The following is an 18,061-nucleotide window of genomic DNA, read 5'->3' on the forward strand; positions in this document are numbered from 1 at the left end:
GCAGCCCTCGTCCTCACCCACCACGAACACCACGGACGCTACTGAGAAAACCTCACTGGGCCTGCTCCGACGACGATGGTGTCGGGTGCGTGCACAGTGCTCACTTCTCTCTCAATTGAGGTGTGACGTGGTTGCATACTGGTAGTGCGGTTGCACTCGGAAGGGGAGCGAGATGGCGTCAGCGCGACAGGTCAGCGGTCCGTGTCAGGCGTGGCCGGAGGACAGCGGCTTTATCCGGGAGGTGCTCGACCGGATCGGTGACAAGTGGACGGTGTTGACCATCAGCACTTTGAGTGGTGGTTCGCTGCGTTATTCCGATTTACAGGCGAGTGTGGCGGGGATTTCGCAGCGGATGTTGACTCAGACGCTGAAGCATCTTGAGCGGGACGGGTTGCTTACCCGGACTGCGCATGCCGAGGTTCCGCCGCGGGTGGAGTACGCGTTGACGGATTTGGGGCGGTCGTTGATCGACGCGGTGCGGGGGATGGTGGATTGGGCTGTTGCTCACCACGGGGAGGTTGCCGGTAATCGGGCTGTCAGTGCGGTGAACGGGGTTGGGCGGGCTCGGGCTGTGGCGGGGTGAGTTAGTCGGCTTGTTTCAGCAGTTGGGCGTAGCCGGGGGTCTTTTGTGCGCCGTTGGTCGGCCATGTTTCTCACCTCACTGATGGTGCGTAACACCATGATGGGTTAGTGAGGGAGGGCGTGCAAAAGGCACTTTGAAGTGCGTGTCGGCAGCTCGTTGCCTGGCGGTGCGCTGGTGCGGGCTTTGTTGTTTATGAAGTTGCTGGGAAAGACAAGGTTGGCGCGATTTGGTTAAAGGTCGCGGAGCCGGTGTCTTCTTGTTCCGCCGGGACTGTTAGCGATAGCAGCCACAGGGTGTTGTCCGCTTGTTTGATCAGTGCGTAGGTTGCGCGGGTGATCACTGCGTCCGGGTTGGCGGAGCGGCTTTGTGCTCGTTCTACTGCGCGGAACATGACTTCGACGCCGTTGTTCGTGGTGACTGGTTCTCGGGTGAAGTTGAATGAGTCTTGCGAACCTGACGAGCGCAGTGCTGCCATCGCGTCGCTGAGCGAATACTTCTCGTAGAAGTTCGGGATTCGTTCCAGACGCAGGGATTGGCGGCCGTCCTGGGAAAGGTATTGGACTACCGTTGAGGCGCCAAAAGAGGATTTCCGGGAGGCGATGAAGCGTTTCCATCCCTCAGGCACTGAGACGGTGTATTCGCTGTCGCGCGAGACGTTCGCGGTTGCGCTGGCGTTCCCGTGTTGCGGGACCAGCTTCAGCGGCTCCGATGAGCCTGCGACGGTGCCCAGGGTGGCCAGCACTCCGGTTCCCGGGCCCTGTGGTGGCAGCAGGTTTTGGCCGCTCACGACCCGCGCCAGGGCGAAACCGCCGCCGCAGGCCAGGGCGAACAGGACCATTGAAGCTACCGCCAGCATTGCCGTTGCTTTGCTGCTGCGGCGTGGGGGCGGAGGCGGCAGCGGAGCGGGCAACGGGGGTGGGGCGGGCAGCGGGGGAGCTGGGGCGAAGACGGGGGCAGAGCCGGTGTTTCCCGAGCGCATGAAGGGCAGCGGGCCCGGGTCTGCTGCCAGCGCGGCGGGTTGATCGGGGGTGTCGGGTTTCGGGGCGACCGTTTTGATGACCTGGGTGTCGGTGGCGTCCAGGTGGGCGGCCGTCTTTTTGCCGTCTGGGGTGCGGAACAGTTCTGGGCCGAACAGGTCGAGGGCGGCCTTGTTCTGCATGGGGTAGAGGCGGTGGCGCACCTCGCGCAGCGAGATTCGCTTTTCCGGCTCCTTCTTCATCAACGCCGCGATGACGTCGGCCAGCGGGCCGGGTTTCGGGCGCGGGACTTTGCCGTTGACGACCTTGCCGACGGTTTCCAAGGGGTCGCCGTCCGCGTCGTACGGGGGTGCGCCTTCGACGGCGGCGAAAAGCGTCGCGCCGAGGCCCCACAGGTCGGCGTTGGGGGTGACTGCGCCGCCGGAAGCGACTTCCGGCGAGATGTAGGCGGGCGAACCCAGCATGATTCCGGTTCGGGTCATGGTGGCTTCGGAGACGTTGCGGGCGATGCCGAAGTCGGTGAGCTTGATTCGGCCGTCGCTGGCGACGAGGACGTTGCCCGGCTTCACGTCACGGTGCGTGATGCCTGCGTCGTGCGCTGCTTCAAGGGCCGCCGCGACCGCGATGCCGACGGCTGCGGCCTGTTCGACAGTCAGGGGGCCGTGGTCGCGCAGCAGATGGGCGAGGCTGCGCGACGGCAGCAGTTCCATCACGACGAAGGGGGCGTCGTTCTCGCGCGCGACGTCGTGCAGCGTGATGACGTTCGGATGCGACAGCACCGCGATCGCGCGGGCCTCGCGCAGCGTGCGCTCGCGGAGTTCGTCCGCCTGTTCGGCCGGGATGCCCGGCGGCACCTTCATCTCCTTGACCGCGACCGGGCGGTGCAGGAACTCGTCGTAGGCCGACCAGACCGTGCCCATCGAGCCCGACCCCAGAACCGACCGCAGCCGGTAGCGCCCGGCGACTACCCGCGGCTGGTCGCCGCCGGTCGACGGCCCGGCTTTCGCCGAGCCGGTGCTGTCGGTGTTGCCGGGCTGGTCCAGGTCGCTGTTCTCCGAGGGCACCCCATGATTGTGGCCCAAGGGGCCGACACTCTTCGACTCAGCACCGCTACCCCTGAGTTCACCCGTACGGGGGGCGAGCAGAGTCACAGGTGCGGGTGGTGGCCTGCCTCTACCATCACTGGGTATGACGAACGTGGCTGGTCCGGAGTCGGCGCCGACCTCCGAGCCCGGGCTCGCGCTCGCGGCGGAGTTCCCGACCGCGGACCGCGCCCAGTGGCAGGAGCTGGTGGCGGGAGTGCTGCGCAAGAGCGGCAGGCTCCCCGAGGATTTCGCGGGGGCGCCGGAGAGCAAGCTCGCCTCGCGCACCTACGACGGCATCGAGATCCAGCCGCTATACACGTCTGACGATGCGGGCGGCGACCTCGGCTTCCCCGGTCTGCCGCCGTTCGTGCGCGGGGCTCGGCCGGAGGGTGTCGTCGACACCGGATGGGACATCCGGGTCCGTCACCAGCGGGAAGACGTCCGCGCGGCGAACGCCGCGATCCTCGCTGACCTCGAAGGCGGCGCGTCCTCGGTGTGGCTGCGGCTCGGCGAGGGTTCGCTGCCGATTTCCGCGCTCGCGGATGCGCTGAATGAGGTTTACGTCGGCCTCGCGCCGGTCGTCCTCGACGCCGGTGCGGAGTACGAAACCGCAGCTCAGGCGCTTCTCGACCTCTTCGCCGAGCGCGAGGTCCCGGCCAGCGAAGCCGTCGGCACGCTCGGTGCGGACCCGCTCGGCACCACGGCGCGCACCGGGCAGGCGCTGCCGCTCGGCCCGGCCGCCGAATTGGCGGCGAAGGTTGCCCCTAAGTACCCCAAGGTCCGCACGATCGTCGCCGACGGACTGCCGTTTCATGAGGCAGGCGGCTCCGATTCGCAGGAACTCGGCGCGACGATCGCGTCCGGCGTCGCTTATCTGCGGGCGCTCACCGAGGCCGGGCTGGCCGTCGCCGCGGCGGCCGCGCAGCTCGAGTTCCGGTTCGCGGCGACTGCGGACCAGTTCCTCACCATCGCCAAGTTCCGCGCCGCGCGCCGGCTGTGGGACCGGGTCCTCGAAGTTTCCGGCGCGGCCGCGGACGCGCGCGGGATGCATCAGCACGCGGTCACGTCGCCGTCGATGTTCACCCAGCGTGACCCGTGGGTGAACATGCTGCGCACCACCGTCGCCTGCTTCGCGGCTGGGGTCGGCGGCGCGGACGCGGTCACCGTGCTGCCGTTCGACGCGGCGATCGGCCTGCCGGACGCGTTTTCCTCGCGGATCGCCCGCAACACCAACGCGATCCTCATCGAAGAGTCGAAGCTGGGCAGCGTGATCGACCCGGCGGGCGGCTCCTGGTACGTCGAGAAGCTCACCGACGAACTCGCCGAAGCCGCGTGGCGCGAGTTCACCGCGATCGAAGCGGCGGGCGGCATCGAAGCCGAGCTGGCCTCCGGCGCATTGGCCGGGCGGCTGGCCGAGACCTGGGAGAAGCGCGCGAGCCGCCTCGCCACTCGACGCGACCCGCTCACCGGCGTCAGCGAGTTCCCGAACCTGGAGGAGAAGCCGGTCACCCGCGACCCGCTTCCGTCCACTGTGGACGGCGGGCTGCCGCGGCACCGGTACGCCGAGGAGTACGAGAAGCTGCGCGACGCGTCCGACGCCTACCTCGCCGAGCACGGCGAGCGGCCGAAGGTTTTCCTGGCCACGCTGGGTCCGGTCGCCGCGCACACCGGCCGCGCGTCCTTCGCGACGAACCTGCTGCAGGCAGGCGGCATCGAGGCGGTGAACCCCGGCGCGACCGACGATCTGCCCGGCGCGTTCCGTGAGAGCGGCACGAAGGTCGCCTGCGTCTGCGGCACCGACGCGGCGTACGAGGAACAGGCCGCGTCCGCTGCGGCCTCACTCGGCGCGAAGCAGGTTCTGTTGGCGGGCAAGGGTACCTACGACGGAATCAGCGGCAATCTGTACGCCGGGTGCGACGCGCTCGAAGTCCTGACCAGCCTCCACGCACAGCTGGGAGTCGCTCAATGAAAACCATCAGGAAGCGTGAGGCAGCAATGCGCTCCGGCGCGGGTCTAAAGACGGTGATTCGATGAGCATCCCCAACTTCGCCGACATCCCCCTCGGCACCCCGGAACCAGGCGACCGAGCCGCGTGGGCACAGGCCGTGCAGGAAGCCACCGGCAAGGGCCCGGACGCGCTTGCCTGGGAAACCCCCGAGGGCATCGGCGTGAAGCCGGTCTACACCGCCGCCGATCTGTCCGATGTGGACTTCCTCGGCACGTACCCGGGCATCGCGCCGTACCTGCGCGGGCCGTACCCGACGATGTACGTCAACCAGCCCTGGACGATCCGCCAGTACGCCGGGTTCTCCACCGCGCAGGAGTCGAACGCCTTCTACCGCCGCAACCTCGCGGCCGGGCAGAAGGGCCTGTCGGTCGCGTTCGACCTCGCGACCCACCGCGGCTACGACTCCGACCACCCGCGCGTGTCCGGCGACGTCGGCATGGCGGGCGTGGCGATCGACTCGATCTACGACATGCGCCAGCTCTTCGACGGCATCCCGCTGGACAAGATGTCCGTCTCGATGACGATGAACGGCGCGGTGCTGCCGGTGCTCGCGCTGTACGTGGTCGCGGCCGAGGAGCAGGGGGTGAAGCCGGAGCAGCTCGCGGGGACGATCCAGAACGACATCCTCAAGGAGTTCATGGTCCGCAACACCTACATCTACCCGCCGCAGCCGTCGATGCGGATCATCTCCGACATCTTCGGCTACACCTCGCAGCACATGCCGAAGTACAACTCGATCTCGATCTCCGGGTACCACATGCAGGAGGCCGGAGCGACCGCCGATCTGGAGCTGGCGTACACGCTCGCGGACGGCGTCGAGTACATCCGCGCGGGCGTCGAAGCAGGGCTGGACGTCGACAAGTTCGCGCCGCGGCTGTCGTTCTTCTGGGCCATCGGCATGAACTTCTTCATGGAGGTCGCGAAGCTGCGCGCGGCGCGGCTGCTGTGGGCGAAGCTGGTGAAGCAGTTCGACCCGAAGTCGCAGAAGTCGCTGTCGCTGCGTACGCACTCTCAGACGTCAGGCTGGTCTCTCACCGCGCAGGACGTCTTCAACAACGTCACGCGTACGTGCGTCGAAGCGATGGCTGCCACCCAGGGGCACACACAGTCGTTGCACACCAACGCTCTCGATGAAGCGCTGGCGCTGCCCACCGACTTCTCCGCGCGGATCGCGCGCAACACACAGCTGTTGCTGCAGCAGGAATCCGGCACCACGCGCGTCATCGACCCGTGGGGCGGCAGCGCGTTCGTCGAGAAGCTCACCTACGACCTCGCGCGCAAGGCGTGGGGTCACATCACCGAAGTCGAGGGCGCGGGCGGCATGGCGCGCGCGATCGACGAAGGCATCCCGAAGCTGCGCATCGAAGAGGCAGCCGCGCGTACGCAGGCGCGCATCGACTCGGGACGTCAGCCGGTCATCGGCGTGAACAAGTACCAGGTCACCGACGACGAGCAGATCGACGTCCTGAAGGTCGACAACGCGGGCGTACGCGCACAGCAGCTCGAGAAGCTGCGTCGGCTGCGCGAAGAACGCGACCCGCAGGCCACCGAGGACGCGCTGCGCTGGCTCACCGAAGGCGCGCAGAACAACGGCAACCTGCTTGAACTGGCCATCAACGCCGCGCGCGCGAAGGCCACCGTCGGCGAGATCTCCGACGCGCTGGAGAAGAACTGGGGCCGCCACTCCGGCCAGATCCGCACGATCTCCGGCGTCTACCGGGAAGAGGTGGGGAAGTCGGACAACGTCGAGAAGGCCCGCGAGCTGGTCGACAAATTCGCTGAAGAGGAAGGCCGCCGCCCGCGCATCCTCGTCGCGAAGATGGGCCAGGACGGCCACGACCGCGGCCAGAAGGTGATCGCCACCGGCTTCGCCGACCTCGGCTTCGACGTCGACGTCGGCCCGCTGTTCTCCACCCCGGCCGAGGTCGCGCGCCAGGCGTCGGAAGCCGACGTGCACGTGATCGGCGTGTCCTCGCTGGCCGCCGGGCACCTCTCGCTGGTGCCCGCGCTGCGCCACGAGCTGGCCGAGCTGGGCCGCGAGGACATCATGGTCGTGGTCGGCGGCGTGATCCCGCCGCAGGACTACCCCGAGCTGCGCGAAGCGGGAGCGGCGGCGATCTTCGGCCCGGGCACGGTGCTCGCGGACGCCGCGATCGACCTGCTCCAGCAGCTGGCCGCGCAGGAGTCCTGAACCTTGCCGCGGCGGATCGACGTCGGCGAATACGCCAAGGGCGTGCTCGCGGGCGACCGGGGGACCCTGTCCAAGGCCATCACGCTGGTCGAATCGCATCGGGAGGACCACCGGCGGCAAGCTCAGGAACTGCTCGTCGAGCTGCTCCCGCACGCGGGCGGCGCGAAACGCGTCGGCATCACCGGCGTGCCTGGAGTCGGTAAGTCGACATTTATCGACCAGCTCGGCACCGACCTCACCACGGCCGGGCACCGGGTCGCGGTGCTGGCCGTCGACCCGTCCTCGACCCGCACCGGCGGTTCGATCCTCGGCGACAAGACCCGGATGGCGCGGCTGGCGGTGGACCCGAAGGCGTTCATCCGCCCGTCGCCGACGTCCGGCACGCTCGGCGGGGTCGCCCGCGCGACCCGCGAGACGATCGTGCTGATGGAAGCGGCCGGCTTCGACGTCGTGCTGGTGGAGACGGTCGGGGTCGGGCAGTCCGAGGTGACCGTGGCGAACATGGTCGACTGCTTCCTCTTCCTGACGCTGGCGCGCACCGGCGACCAGTTGCAGGGCATCAAAAAGGGCGTGCTGGAACTCGCCGACGTCATCGCCGTGAACAAGGCCGACGGCCCGCACGAACGCGACGCCAAGCGTGCCGCGCGCGAGCTGCAGGGCGCGCTGCGGATGATCTACGGCAAGGACGCGCTCTGGACGCCGCCGGTGCTCACGTGCAGCGGGCTCGAAGGCAGCGGCCTCGACGAGGTGTGGGCGGCGATCGGGAAACACCGCGAGGTGCTCACCGAATCGGGTGATCTTGGCGAGAGGCGCAAAAAGCAGCAGGTGGACTGGACCTGGTCGATGGTCCGCGAACAGCTGCTCGACCGGCTCACCGCGCATCCGGCGGTCCGCGCGCAGGTAGCCGACGTGGAACGAGCCGTGCGCGACGGAGAACTCACCGCGACGCTGGCCGCGCAGCGGATCTTGGCGGCGTTCGCCGGGCCGTCGTGAACCCCTCTTCTTGAACGTTGTCCAAGAAGAAAAAGCGCTCTGCGCACAAGTGTCTTTTGGCCGTCTCAGGGGCTTGTTGCGCCCGGCGGTCGTCAGCACGGGGCGAGCGGGCCCGGCTCCACCGCGTGGCGGCTGACGCGCCCGAGCTTCGGCGGGCACAATGCACGGTGACGGCGTAGAAGGGAAGTCATGGCGAAGGTGCGGGGACTGCTGCTGGCCGGTTTGCTCGGCGTGCTGCTCACCGGGGTGCTGCCGGTGGCGGCGTCCGCGGCGACCTCGGCTCCCGCCGCGGTCACCGTGGCGGCTGAGACGGCGATCACGCAGGTGAACGCGGTCCACCAGGCACCCCCCGGCCCGGTGCTGGACCCGACGCAGACCGACAAGGCCAACGCCGACAAGACGAAGAAGAACCTCGTCGCGGGCGGGGCCGCCGTGGTGCTGCTCGCCATCGTGTTCTTCGGCCGCCGCCACCGCATCAAGCGCCGCAAGGCCCAAGGCGGCTGAGCTTTCCGGCGTTCACCCACGCCGAACTTCGTCAGCCGTTCGCCGCAGATCTTCTACCGGCCGTCTTGGCCGAAGCGCACCGCACCGCCGCTTGCCACCTGCATGGTGCACGATCGACTCCAATGCGTAAGACAGATCGATCGGCACGTTGCGTGTTCCCCTGCGCTCGTGTTGCGGGAGGAGGTGCGGCGTGACGGTGCTGGACTCACGGCCGGACGTTCCAGGTGACCACAACCCGATCGCGGCGCCCGGCGCGCTGCTCACCGAAGCCGGCGTCAGCATGGCTCCGGTGGAAGACCTTGGTGCGGGCCGCGGCCCGTTCTGGCTGGACGACTGGCTGCGCGCGAACGCGACCGACGTGCTCGCGTGGCGGCGGCACATCCACGCCCACCCCGAGCTGTCGCGGAACGAGTACGCGACGACCGAGCTGATCGTGTCGCTGCTGCGCCGGGTCGGGCTGAAGCCGTGGGTGCTGCCCGGCGGCACCGGCGTGGTGTGCGACATCGGCAAGGGCGAGCGCTGCGTCGCGCTGCGCGCGGACATCGACGCGCTGCCGCTCACCGAGGACACCGGCCTGCCGTACTCCTCCACCACCGAGGGCGCGGCGCACATGTGCGGTCACGACGCGCACACCGCGATCCTGCTCGGCGCCGGCCGCGCGCTCGCCGGCGCGCCCGAGCTGCCCGGCCGCGTGCGGCTGATCTTCCAGCCCGCGGAGGAGGTCATGCCCGGCGGCGCGCTGGACATGATCGCCGCGGGAGCGCTGGAGGGCGTCGAGCGGATCTACGGCCTGCACTGCGACCCGCGGCTCGAAGCGGGCAAGGTCGGCACCCGGGTCGGCGCGCTGACGTCCGCCGCCGACCTCATCGAACTGCGCCTCACCTCGCCCGGCGGGCACACGTCGCGGCCGCACCTCACCGCGGACCTCGTGTACGCGCTGGGCACGGTCATCACGTCGCTGCCGTCGGTGCTGTCCCGCCGCGTCGACCCGCGGTCCGGCACGGTGCTGGTGTGGGGCGCGGTGCACGCCGGACAGGCCGCGAACGCGGTGCCGCAGGACGGCGTCCTGCGCGGCACGCTGCGGACCGCCGACCACGAGGTGTGGAAGGCACTGGAGCCGCTCGTCGCGTCGTCGGTGGAATCGCTGCTGGCCCCGACCGGTGTCGGCTTCTCGCTCGACTACCGCCGCGGCGTGCCGCCCGTGGTCTCCGACGCGGAGTCGACCGCGCTGATGCGCGCCGGCGTCGAGGCGGCGGTCGGCGAAGCGGGGCTCGCCGGGACGGAACAGTCGTCCGGCGGCGAGGACTTCGGCTGGTACCTGGAGCACGTCGGCGGGGCCTTCGCCCGGCTCGGCGTGTGGTCCGGCCCGCCCGCTCCGCAGGCCGACATCCACCGCCCGACGTTCGTCCTCGACGAGCGCGCGCTGCTCGTCGGAGTCCGCACTTTGGTGCACACCGCACTGGCCTCACTGGCCTGAGTTATCCACAGGCTTAGCGCCGATGTGGATAACTTGGGTGGGTGAGAGGTACCCCTCGTGCGGGGGTGTCAGCGGGGAGTTACGCGCTGTGGTCTAGACCGCCGTTGTCCTTGCCCGCCCCTGTTCACCGAGAGTCATTTCGGACTTTTGTGCGGCCTTGGCTGAGCAGTTGGCCGGTGACTGCCTCTGGCGGATTTCGCGTTGTGCGGCAACGGCTTTGGCGGAATCCGCGGCTGTGCGCGGTGATGTGCTGTCCTGAATTGTGCCGCCAACTTCGGTGACGCGCTGCGATTTTTCCTGCGCGCTGAGGTGCTCGATGCCCGTGTGGGTGAGCCTCTGCCGTGTGGTATTGGGCGGCTGTCCGGCCGGGTTGTGGATAGTCCGGAGACGCAGAGTTATCCACAGGGTGGTGCCGCTGGGGACAACTTCCCGGCTCGCCCGGGGACGGCCTGGGCGGGCTGTGGATGGCTCGGAAAACGAGCCTCCGGACCGCCGCCGCGAGGCCGGGCGCACTCCGGAGGAGCGGTTTGGTTCGCCTCTCGAACGGCTGAAAGTCCGTGAGGGGAACCCTGAGGGACTCAGAGTCCGTGAGGGTTCCCCTCACGGACAGTCAAGCGGAAAGCGTCAGCCGCTGATCCCGGTGCACGGCCGGGTGCGCAGATCGTCCACGTAATCCACCGGGGCACCGGCCGCCTCCGCGGCGTCCGCGAGCACCCCGAGATACCGCGCCGAGGGCAGCCCGCCCTCGTAGGCGTCCAGGACGTAGAGCCAGGCCAGCACCGACCCGTCCATGGTCTGCACGCGCAGCCGGATCTTCGTGTGCATCCCCAGCTCGCCGCCTTCCCAGCGGTCGAGGCGTTCCTCGTCGAGCCCGGTCACGTCGTAGATCACCACGAACACCCGCGACGACGGGTCCTCGACGATGGTGGCCAGCGCGCCTTCCCACCCGATGTCCTCGCCGCCGAAGGTCAGCCGCCAGCCTTCCAGCCAGCCGGTGCCGGCCATCGGCGAATGCGGGGCGCGCTCCAGCATCTGGGCGGGCTCCATGTTGGATCCGTAAGCGGCATACAACGGCACGCGGCACAGCCTAGCGACCCTTCCTTCGCATATCCGGATGCACATGCCGTGTCCGGGCACTTCGCCTGCCGGTCAGGTTCGCCGCGTAGGGTCAGGACCACCGCCAAGCACGTGTGACATAGGAGGACCCAGGTGACCAGGATCGTGATCATGGGTGGCGGCCCGGCGGGCTACGAAGCCGCCTTGGTCGCGGCGCAGCACGGCGCCGACGTGACGATCGTCGAGCGGGACGGCCTGGGCGGCGCCTGTGTCCTCTACGACTGCGTGCCCTCGAAGACGTTCATCGCCTCGTCCGGCGCGCTCGCGAAGATGCACGACCTCGGCGAGCTGGGCATCAACACCGACCTCGCGGACACCACCGTCGACCTGCCGACTGTGCACGGCCGGGTGAAAGGCCTCGCGCTCGCGCAGTCGGCCGACATCCGCGCCCGCGTGCAGCGTGAGGGCGTGCGCGTGATCACCGCCGAGGCCCGTTTCGCCGACGACGAGCCGGGTCTGGCCACCCACACGGTGGAGATCACGCACGCCGACGGGAAGGCGGAATCCCTGTCCGCCGACGTCGTGCTGATCGCCACCGGCGCGACCCCGCGCGTGCTGCCCGGCGCGGTGCCGGACGGCGAGCGGATCCTGGACTGGCGTCAGCTGTACGACCTGACTGAGCTGCCCGAGCACCTCGCGGTGATCGGATCCGGTGTCACCGGGGCCGAGTTCGCCTCCGCGTACACCGAGATGGGCGTGAAGGTCACCGTCGTGTCCAGCCGCGACCGCGTGCTGCCGCACGAGGACGCCGACGCCGCCGCGGTGCTCGAAGAGGTCTTCACGCAGCGCGGCACCACGGTGGCCAAGCAGGCCCGTGCGGAACGCGTCGAGCGCACCGAGAAGGGCGTTGAGGTTCACCTGGCCGACGGTCGCGTGATCGAGGCAAGCCACGCGCTGATGACCGTCGGGTCCGTTCCGAACACCGCAGACATCGGCCTCGACCGCGTCGGCATCGAACCCGGCCCCGGCGGCTTCATCGCGGTGGACCGGGTGTCGCGCACGAGCGTCCCCGGCGTCTACGCGGCGGGCGACTGCACCGGCGTGCTGATGCTCGCGTCCGTGGCGAGCATGCAGGGCCGCATCGCGATGTGGCACGCGCTGGGCGAGGGCGTCGCGCCGATCAAGCTCAAGACCGTCGCGGCGAACGTCTTCACCCACCCGGAGATCGCGACCGTCGGCATCAGCCAGCAGGCGATCGACTCCGGCGAGGTCCCCGCGCGCACCATCATGCTGCCGCTGGCCACCAACGCGCGCGCGAAGATGGAAGGCCTGCGCCGCGGTTTCGTGAAGCTGTTCTGCCGCCCCGCCACCGGCGTGGTGGTCGGCGGCGTGGTGGTCGCGCCGTCGGCGAGCGAGCTGATCCTGCCGATCGCGCTGGCCGTGCAGAACCAGCTGACGGTGGACCACCTCGCGCTGACGTTCTCGGTGTACCCGTCGCTGTCCGGCTCGATCACCGAAGCGGGCCGTCAGCTCATGCGGCACGACGATCTGGACTGATTTTTCTCCTCAGGGCAACCCCGTGCCGCACACCGCGTCTTGCGGGGTGAAGACGTGTGGCACGGGGAAGGAACGAGGGTGCGCAAGAGCGCGATTTTCGCGGTGGCGGCGGCGATCGGACTGGCCGGGACAGCGGTCCCGGCGGTAGCGGCGGACGGGCCTGCCCCGGATCCGGTGACCGTGCAGCTGAACCAGGACACCGCGGTGCGGCACGGCCAGGTGAACGCCTACCAGCGCGGCTCGGACCCGAACCTGGCGCTCGCCTACTGCCCGGGCGCCAAGGCCGGTGCGGCGACGTTCAGCTCGCCCGCGCTCGCGTTCTCTCAGTACTACTACGGCGAGATGGTCGGCGTGAAGGCCACGATGAGCGCACACGCGAACCTGGTGCCTGGCACCAAACCCGGCAGCTACCCGCTCACCGTCACGTGCGACGGGAAGCAGTACAACGCGACCTTCACCGTGCCCGCCGCGCAGGTGTCCCGGGTGCCCCAGGGCGCGGCGAAAGCGGGCGACGGAAGTCTCGCCGGCTAATCGTCCCTGCTTGCCGAAAACCGCCGGAAAATTGTTTCCGGCGGTTTTTTCGTTCCCGGGGCAACCCCGCGGCGGGTGGAGACGTCTTGGTTGTTGTCGGAACGAAAACGCCCGGGCCACAGGGGGAACTGCTGGCAGGGCGCGGATTCGCCGCTGTCGTATGCGGCGGGAATCGCATTTTTCATCAAGGGGAGTGTCATGAAGCGTACCGTTGTTTTCTCCGCCCTGGTCGCCGCCGGAATGCTTTCGGCCGCACCGGCTTTCGCCGCCGAAGCGCCTACTGCGCCGCCCGCGACGAGCACCGCTGCCGCGCCGTCTTCCTCTCCTGCCGCTGAGGAGCCGACGGACGACAACGCGGGTGTCCCGAAGGCGTTCATTCGCGTGCTGCCTTCTTCGGGCCACGCCGGGGACCGCGTCACGGTGCGCATCGGCTGCGAAGCCTCGGAAATCAAGAACCTGAACTCGGCGGCGCTGCAGTTCGGCAAGCTGCACCCGGTCGGCCCGCAGAACGACCCGTCGAAGGCTCCGATCTCGCAGGGCACCGCGACCGTCCGCACCGGCGTGAAGCCTGGCGTGTACAAGGTGGCGTTCTCCTGCGGCAGCGCCGACCTCACCACGAAGTTCACCGTGCTGGGCGCGACGCCCGCGCCGAAGCCGACGCCCGCTCCCGCGCCCAAGCAGGTCAGCAAGGTCCCGTCGGGCGCTCCGCAGACCGGCGGCACCGACGGTCCGGTTGCGGACAGCTCCAGCCTCGGCCTGCCGATCGCGGCCGGCGCGATGGGCGTGCTCGCGCTCGGCGGCACCGGGCTCGTGGCGGCGCGTCGTCGCCGGCGTGGCTGACTAGTCTCCTGGGCCTGGCTGCGTTTTCGCGGCCAGGCCTTGGCCGGATCGGGGGAATGATGATCAGGAAGACAATCGCCGCGTCGGCCGTCGCGATCGCCGCGCTGGTGTCCGGATGCTCGGTCGGCTCGACGACCGCGGCACCCGCTTCCAGCGCTCCGTCCGCTTCGTCGGCCGCGATGCCGAAATCGGAGCCGGTGTCGCTGGACATCCCGAGCATCGACGCGCATTCCAGCCTGGTGCCGCTCGGCCTCAATCCCGACAATTCGGTGCAGGTCCCGCCGGTCAGCACGCCGTTGCAGGCAGGCTGGTACGAAAACGGCCCGACGCCCGGCGAGGTCGGTCCCGCGGTCGTGCTCGGACACGTGGACGGAAACAAGCACAAAGGGATCTTCTACCGACTCAAGGAAATGAAGCCGGGAGACGACGTCGACATCGCCCGCCGCGACGGCTCCACCGCGCACTTCGAGGTGACCAAAGTGGACCAGGTGCCCAAAGACGTCTTCCCGAGCGACGCGGTCTACGGGGACACTTCGGACCCGCAACTGCGCTTGATCACCTGTGGCGGCGCGTTCGACCGGGCCGAGCACAGCTATGTGGACAACATCATCGTGTACGCCCACCTGGTGAACGGCTCGCACTGATCGGGCGATTGCGCGGGCATTGAACAAGACGCCCCCGATTTTGTCGGTCCCCGGTGCGACACTGTGGCGGTTGGCACAAGTCTGGGAGGCACGCATGATCACCAGGACAGAACCGTGGCCCGCGGGCACACCGTGCTGGGGCGACCTGATGGTGCCGGACCGCGACAAGGCGGTCACGTTTTACGAGGGTTTGCTGGGCTGGACAGTCGAATCCGGCGGTCCGGAGACCGGTTTTTACGGAATGGCGCAGATAGCCGGAAAACCGGTGGCGGGCATCGGCCAGATCCCGCCGGAGCAGGCCGGGATGCCGCCGATGTGGACGACATACCTGTCAGTGTCCGATGTAGACAAAACGGTGGCCGCGATCGCCGAGGCGGGCGGACAGGTCATCGCCCCGCCGATGGACGTCCTGACCGAGGGCAGGATGGCCATCGCGACCGACCCGACCGGCGCGACGTTCGGCCTGTGGCAGCCCGGCCGGCATTCGGGAACCCAAGCTGCTTTGGCTCCGGGCGCACCCGCGTGGAACGAATGCATGACGCGGGATTTCGCTGCTGCTAAGCAGTTTTATGGCGATGTGTTCGGGTACGGGTTCGGGGATATGTCCGGGCCGGGGTTCACTTATGCGACGTTGGACGTGGACGGTCGTCCTGTTGGCGGCCTTGGCGAGCTGTCTGCGGATAGCCCGGCGCAGCCTGGGTGGATGACGTACTTCTGGACCGCGGACGCGGACGCGTCGGCGGCACGGGTTGCCGAGCTGGGCGGGACTGTGGTGAACCCGCCGGTGGATACGCCGCACGGTCGGCTGGTGGTCGCCGTGGATGACCAGGGGGCGGGCTTTTCGTTGATGGCGCCCAACGCTCAGTCGGGGACCCAGGACGGGTGGGGGTGAGGTTGGGGAGGGGTTGAACCTGGTCCGTGCCGTGCCGTGCCGTGCCGTGCCGTGCCGTGCCGTGCCGTGCCGTGCCGTGCCGTGCCGTGCCGTGCGGGCCGAGTCGGTACCGGTGGAGCCGTGCTGGGCCGAGCCGTGCTGGGCGAGCCGGGTGGGGCGGGCCGGGCCGGGCCGAGTCGGTACCGGTCGGGCCGAGTCGGGTCGAGCTGTACCGGTACCGGGTCGAGCTGTGCGAGAAGCCCGTGAGCGGAACCCTGGGGGAATCTGCTTCCCCCAGGGTTCCCCGCACGGACCTTCAGCCAGCCAAGCCCGCCGGAAGGATCAGTCCTCCACCCAGTCGAACGTCTTCGTGACCGCCTTCTTCCAGTTCCGGTATTCCTTCTCCCGCCGGGACTCGTCCATCGACGGGTCCCACTGCTTGTCCTTCGCCCAGTTGGTCCGGATGTCGTCCTCCGACTCCCAGAACCCCACCGCGAGCCCGGCCGCGTAGGCCGCTCCCAGCGCGGTCGTCTCGTTCACCACCGGGCGGATCACCGGCACCCCGAGGATGTCCGCCTGGAACTGCATCAGCAGCTCGTTCACGACCATCCCGCCGTCGACCTTCAGCGACTTCAGCGGGACACCCGAGTCGGCGTTCATCGCGTCGATCACCTCGCGCGACTGGAACGCCGTCGCCTCCAGCACCGCCCGCGAGATGTGGCCCTTGTTCACGAACCGGGTCAGGCCGACGATCGCGCCGCGGGCGTCCGAGCGCCAGTACGGGGCGAACAGGCCCGAGAACGCCGGGACGAAGTACGCGCCGCCGTTGTCGTCGACCGTTCGGGCGAATTCCTCGATCTGGCTCGCCGACGAAATCAACCCCAGGTTGTCCCGCAGCCACTGCACGAGCGAACCGGTGACCGCGACCGAACCCTCCAGTGCGTACACCGTGTCGTTCGAGCCGATCTTGTAGCAGACCGTCGTCAGCAGGCCGTTCTCCGACAGCACCTTCTCCGTGCCGGTGTTCAGCAGGACGAAGTTGCCGGTGCCGTAAGTGTTCTTGGCCTCGCCCGGCGAAAGGCACGCCTGGCCGAACGTCGCCGCCTGCTGGTCGCCCAGGATGCCCGCGATCGGCACCTCAGCGAGGGCTCCGCGCGGACGGACCTTGCCGTACACCTCCGACGACGACCGGATCTCCGGCAGCATCGACAGCGGAATCCCCATCTCCGCCGCGATGTCCTCGTCCCACTTCAGGGTGTCGAGGTCCATCAGCAGCGTGCGCGACGCGTTCGTCGGGTCGGTCACGTGCACGCCGCCGTCGGTGCCGCCGGTCATGTTCCACAGCACCCAGGTGTCCATGTTCCCGAACACCAGGTCGCCCGCCTCGGCCCTGGCCCGCGCGCCCTCGACGTTGTCGAGGATCCATTTGATCTTCGGGCCGGAGAAATACGTCGCGAGCGGGAGGCCGGTCTTTGAGCGGTAGCGCTCCTGGCCGCCGCCGAGCGCGCCCAGTTCGCCGGCGATCTTGTCGGTGCGGGTGTCCTGCCAGACAATCGCGTTGTACACCGGCTTCCCGGTGTTGCGGTCCCACACGACGGCCGTCTCGCGCTGGTTCGTGATGCCCACCGCGGCGATGTCGGTCGGCCGCAGGTCGGCCTTGGCGAGCGCGCCCGCCGCGACCGCGCGGGTGTTTTCCCAGATCTCCTCGGCGTTGTGCTCGACCCAGCCCGCCTTCGGGAAGATCTGCTCGTGCTCGCGCTGGTCGACCGCGACGACACGGCCGGAGTGGTCGAAGATCATGCAACGCGTCGACGTGGTTCCCTGGTCGATCGCGGCCACGTACGAAGTCATGGATTTCCTCCAGGAAAGGGGATCAGGTCAAGTTGTGGACGGCGAGCCACACCGCCGCGGCCAGCGCCGCGCCGACGAGCGGCCCGACGACCGGCACCCACGAGTAGCCCCAGTCGGGGTCGCGCTTGCCCTTGATCGGCAGCAGGAACGCGTACGCGAGCCGCGGGCCGAGGTCGCGGGCGGGGTTGATGGCGTAGCCGGTCGGCCCGCCGAGCGAGATGCCGATCACCAGCACGACGAACGACACCCCGGCGTAGCCGAGCGCCGAGTTGCCGAAGTCCGGCCCGGGCGAGGCGGTCTTGAAGACCGGGGTGAACAGGATCCAGCCGACCAGGACGAAGGTGCCGATGATCTCGGTCACCAGGTTCCACGCCTTGTTCCGGATCTGCGGGGCGGTGGAGAAGATGCCGAGCGTCTCCTCGGGGTTCGGGTGGTCGTCGAACTGGAGCTTGTACGTCAGCCAGCACAGCACGGCGCCGAGAATCGCGCCGAGCATTTCCCCGATCAGGTAATACGGCACGACGGTCCACGAGACTTTGCCCGAAATGGCGAGCCCCAGCGTGACCGCGGGGTTGAGGTGGGCGCCGGTCGGCGCGGCGATGCTGGCCCCCGCGAACACCGCGAAACCCCACCCGAAAGTGATGAACAGCGTTCCGGCTTGGAAGCCGTTGTTCTTGCGCAGCACGACGTTGGCCACCACGCCGTTGCCCAGCAAGATAAGCACTGCTGTGCCCAGCAGTTCCCAGACGATGATCGCGCCCGGACTCAGACTCACACTCACGCTCTCCGCACCTCCACACTGGACAGTCTGTGCAGGGCCGAACACGTCCGGCCACCGCCCCGTCGCCGACCCCAGTCCGCGGCACGTTACCGCCGCGTACGCGCGCAATCCA

Annotated in this window: 15 protein-coding genes; 11 read left to right on the forward strand and 4 right to left on the reverse strand. The window is 68.9% G+C overall.

Features of this window, described 5'->3' with window-relative positions:
- Positions 1-172 precede the first annotated feature (172 nt).
- Positions 173-583: a winged helix-turn-helix transcriptional regulator gene (locus ACFORO_RS21650; protein WP_377874338.1), complete on the forward strand. Its 411-nt coding sequence runs from the start codon at positions 173-175 to the stop codon at positions 581-583.
- Positions 584-773: 190 nt separating this feature from the next.
- Here the strand turns inward: ACFORO_RS21650 and ACFORO_RS21655 are convergent, their stop codons facing one another.
- Complete coding sequence (locus ACFORO_RS21655) at positions 774-2,480, reverse strand: serine/threonine-protein kinase (protein WP_377874340.1); 1,707 nt, start codon at positions 2,478-2,480, stop codon at positions 774-776.
- A gap of 268 nt (positions 2,481-2,748) precedes the next feature.
- On the opposite strand from ACFORO_RS21655, the gene ACFORO_RS21660 reads away from it, so the two are divergent.
- The 5 genes from ACFORO_RS21660 to ACFORO_RS21680 all read left to right on the forward strand — a co-directional run bounded on the left by ACFORO_RS21660 (position 2,749) and on the right by ACFORO_RS21680 (position 9,818).
- Positions 2,749-4,614, forward strand: a complete 1,866-nt coding sequence (locus tag ACFORO_RS21660) for a methylmalonyl-CoA mutase family protein (protein WP_377874342.1) — start codon at positions 2,749-2,751, stop codon at positions 4,612-4,614.
- A gap of 61 nt (positions 4,615-4,675) precedes the next feature.
- On the forward strand, positions 4,676-6,844 hold the full coding sequence (gene scpA, locus ACFORO_RS21665) for a methylmalonyl-CoA mutase (RefSeq protein ID WP_377874344.1): 2,169 nt from the start codon (positions 4,676-4,678) through the stop codon (positions 6,842-6,844).
- Between the two features lie 3 nt (positions 6,845-6,847).
- A complete protein-coding gene (gene meaB / locus ACFORO_RS21670) occupies positions 6,848-7,837 on the forward strand; it encodes a methylmalonyl Co-A mutase-associated GTPase MeaB (RefSeq protein WP_354739439.1) in 990 nt (329 codons plus the stop codon).
- Between the two features lie 189 nt (positions 7,838-8,026).
- The gene (locus ACFORO_RS21675; protein WP_354739437.1) at positions 8,027-8,341 is read left to right on the forward strand and encodes a hypothetical protein; all 315 of its coding nucleotides are present in this window, start codon (positions 8,027-8,029) and stop codon (positions 8,339-8,341) included.
- 190 nt (positions 8,342-8,531) lie between these two features.
- A complete protein-coding gene (locus ACFORO_RS21680; protein ID WP_354739435.1) occupies positions 8,532-9,818 on the forward strand; it encodes an amidohydrolase in 1,287 nt (428 codons plus the stop codon).
- A gap of 624 nt (positions 9,819-10,442) precedes the next feature.
- Here ACFORO_RS21680 and ACFORO_RS21685 read toward each other — a convergent pair.
- Positions 10,443-10,895, reverse strand: a complete 453-nt coding sequence (locus tag ACFORO_RS21685) for a gamma-glutamylcyclotransferase (RefSeq protein WP_344288881.1) — start codon at positions 10,893-10,895, stop codon at positions 10,443-10,445.
- Between the two features lie 132 nt (positions 10,896-11,027).
- On the opposite strand from ACFORO_RS21685, the gene ACFORO_RS21690 reads away from it, so the two are divergent.
- The 5 genes from ACFORO_RS21690 to ACFORO_RS21710 all read left to right on the forward strand — a co-directional run bounded on the left by ACFORO_RS21690 (position 11,028) and on the right by ACFORO_RS21710 (position 15,338).
- Complete coding sequence (locus ACFORO_RS21690; RefSeq protein ID WP_377874348.1) at positions 11,028-12,431, forward strand: NAD(P)H-quinone dehydrogenase; 1,404 nt, start codon at positions 11,028-11,030, stop codon at positions 12,429-12,431.
- Between the two features lie 78 nt (positions 12,432-12,509).
- Positions 12,510-12,962 (forward strand): hypothetical protein, encoded by a 453-nt coding sequence (locus ACFORO_RS21695; protein WP_377874350.1) that lies wholly within the window; start codon positions 12,510-12,512, stop codon positions 12,960-12,962.
- A gap of 198 nt (positions 12,963-13,160) precedes the next feature.
- On the forward strand, positions 13,161-13,802 hold the full coding sequence (locus ACFORO_RS21700; RefSeq protein ID WP_377874352.1) for a hypothetical protein: 642 nt from the start codon (positions 13,161-13,163) through the stop codon (positions 13,800-13,802).
- A 59-nt stretch (positions 13,803-13,861) separates the two neighbouring features.
- Complete coding sequence (locus ACFORO_RS21705) at positions 13,862-14,446, forward strand: class F sortase (RefSeq protein WP_377874354.1); 585 nt, start codon at positions 13,862-13,864, stop codon at positions 14,444-14,446.
- Between the two features lie 94 nt (positions 14,447-14,540).
- Positions 14,541-15,338: a VOC family protein gene (locus tag ACFORO_RS21710; RefSeq protein WP_377874356.1), complete on the forward strand. Its 798-nt coding sequence runs from the start codon at positions 14,541-14,543 to the stop codon at positions 15,336-15,338.
- A 321-nt stretch (positions 15,339-15,659) separates the two neighbouring features.
- Here ACFORO_RS21710 and glpK read toward each other — a convergent pair whose 3' ends face one another.
- Positions 15,660-17,168 carry a glycerol kinase GlpK gene (gene glpK, locus ACFORO_RS21715; RefSeq protein ID WP_354739425.1) on the reverse strand — a complete coding sequence of 503 codons (1,509 nt, stop codon included), beginning with the start codon at positions 17,166-17,168 and terminating at the stop codon, positions 15,660-15,662.
- A 22-nt stretch (positions 17,169-17,190) separates the two neighbouring features.
- Complete coding sequence (locus tag ACFORO_RS21720; protein ID WP_377874453.1) at positions 17,191-17,937, reverse strand: MIP/aquaporin family protein; 747 nt, start codon at positions 17,935-17,937, stop codon at positions 17,191-17,193.
- Positions 17,938-18,061: the final 124 nt, after the last annotated feature.

Origin of the sequence: Amycolatopsis halotolerans (genome assembly GCF_042647905.1) — a bacterium.
GTDB classification, from domain to species: domain Bacteria; phylum Actinomycetota; class Actinomycetes; order Mycobacteriales; family Pseudonocardiaceae; genus Amycolatopsis; species Amycolatopsis halotolerans.

Bases quoted from the DNA above. Each gene is read 5' to 3' on its own strand.
- ACFORO_RS21655 (WP_377874340.1), bottom strand. From the start codon at position 2,480: ATGGGCACGGTCTGGTCGGCCTACGACGAGTTCCTGCACCGCCCGGTC.
- ACFORO_RS21650 (WP_377874338.1), top strand. From the start codon at position 173: ATGGCGTCAGCGCGACAGGTCAGCGGTCCGTGTCAGGCGTGGCCGGAG.
- ACFORO_RS21710 (WP_377874356.1), top strand. From the start codon at position 14,541: ATGATCACCAGGACAGAACCGTGGCCCGCGGGCACACCGTGCTGGGGC.
- scpA (WP_377874344.1), top strand. From the start codon at position 4,676: ATGAGCATCCCCAACTTCGCCGACATCCCCCTCGGCACCCCGGAACCA.
- ACFORO_RS21675 (WP_354739437.1), top strand. From the start codon at position 8,027: ATGGCGAAGGTGCGGGGACTGCTGCTGGCCGGTTTGCTCGGCGTGCTG.
- ACFORO_RS21700 (WP_377874352.1), top strand. From the start codon at position 13,161: ATGAAGCGTACCGTTGTTTTCTCCGCCCTGGTCGCCGCCGGAATGCTT.
- ACFORO_RS21660 (WP_377874342.1), top strand. From the start codon at position 2,749: ATGACGAACGTGGCTGGTCCGGAGTCGGCGCCGACCTCCGAGCCCGGG.
- ACFORO_RS21705 (WP_377874354.1), top strand. From the start codon at position 13,862: ATGATCAGGAAGACAATCGCCGCGTCGGCCGTCGCGATCGCCGCGCTG.
- glpK (WP_354739425.1), bottom strand. From the start codon at position 17,168: ATGACTTCGTACGTGGCCGCGATCGACCAGGGAACCACGTCGACGCGT.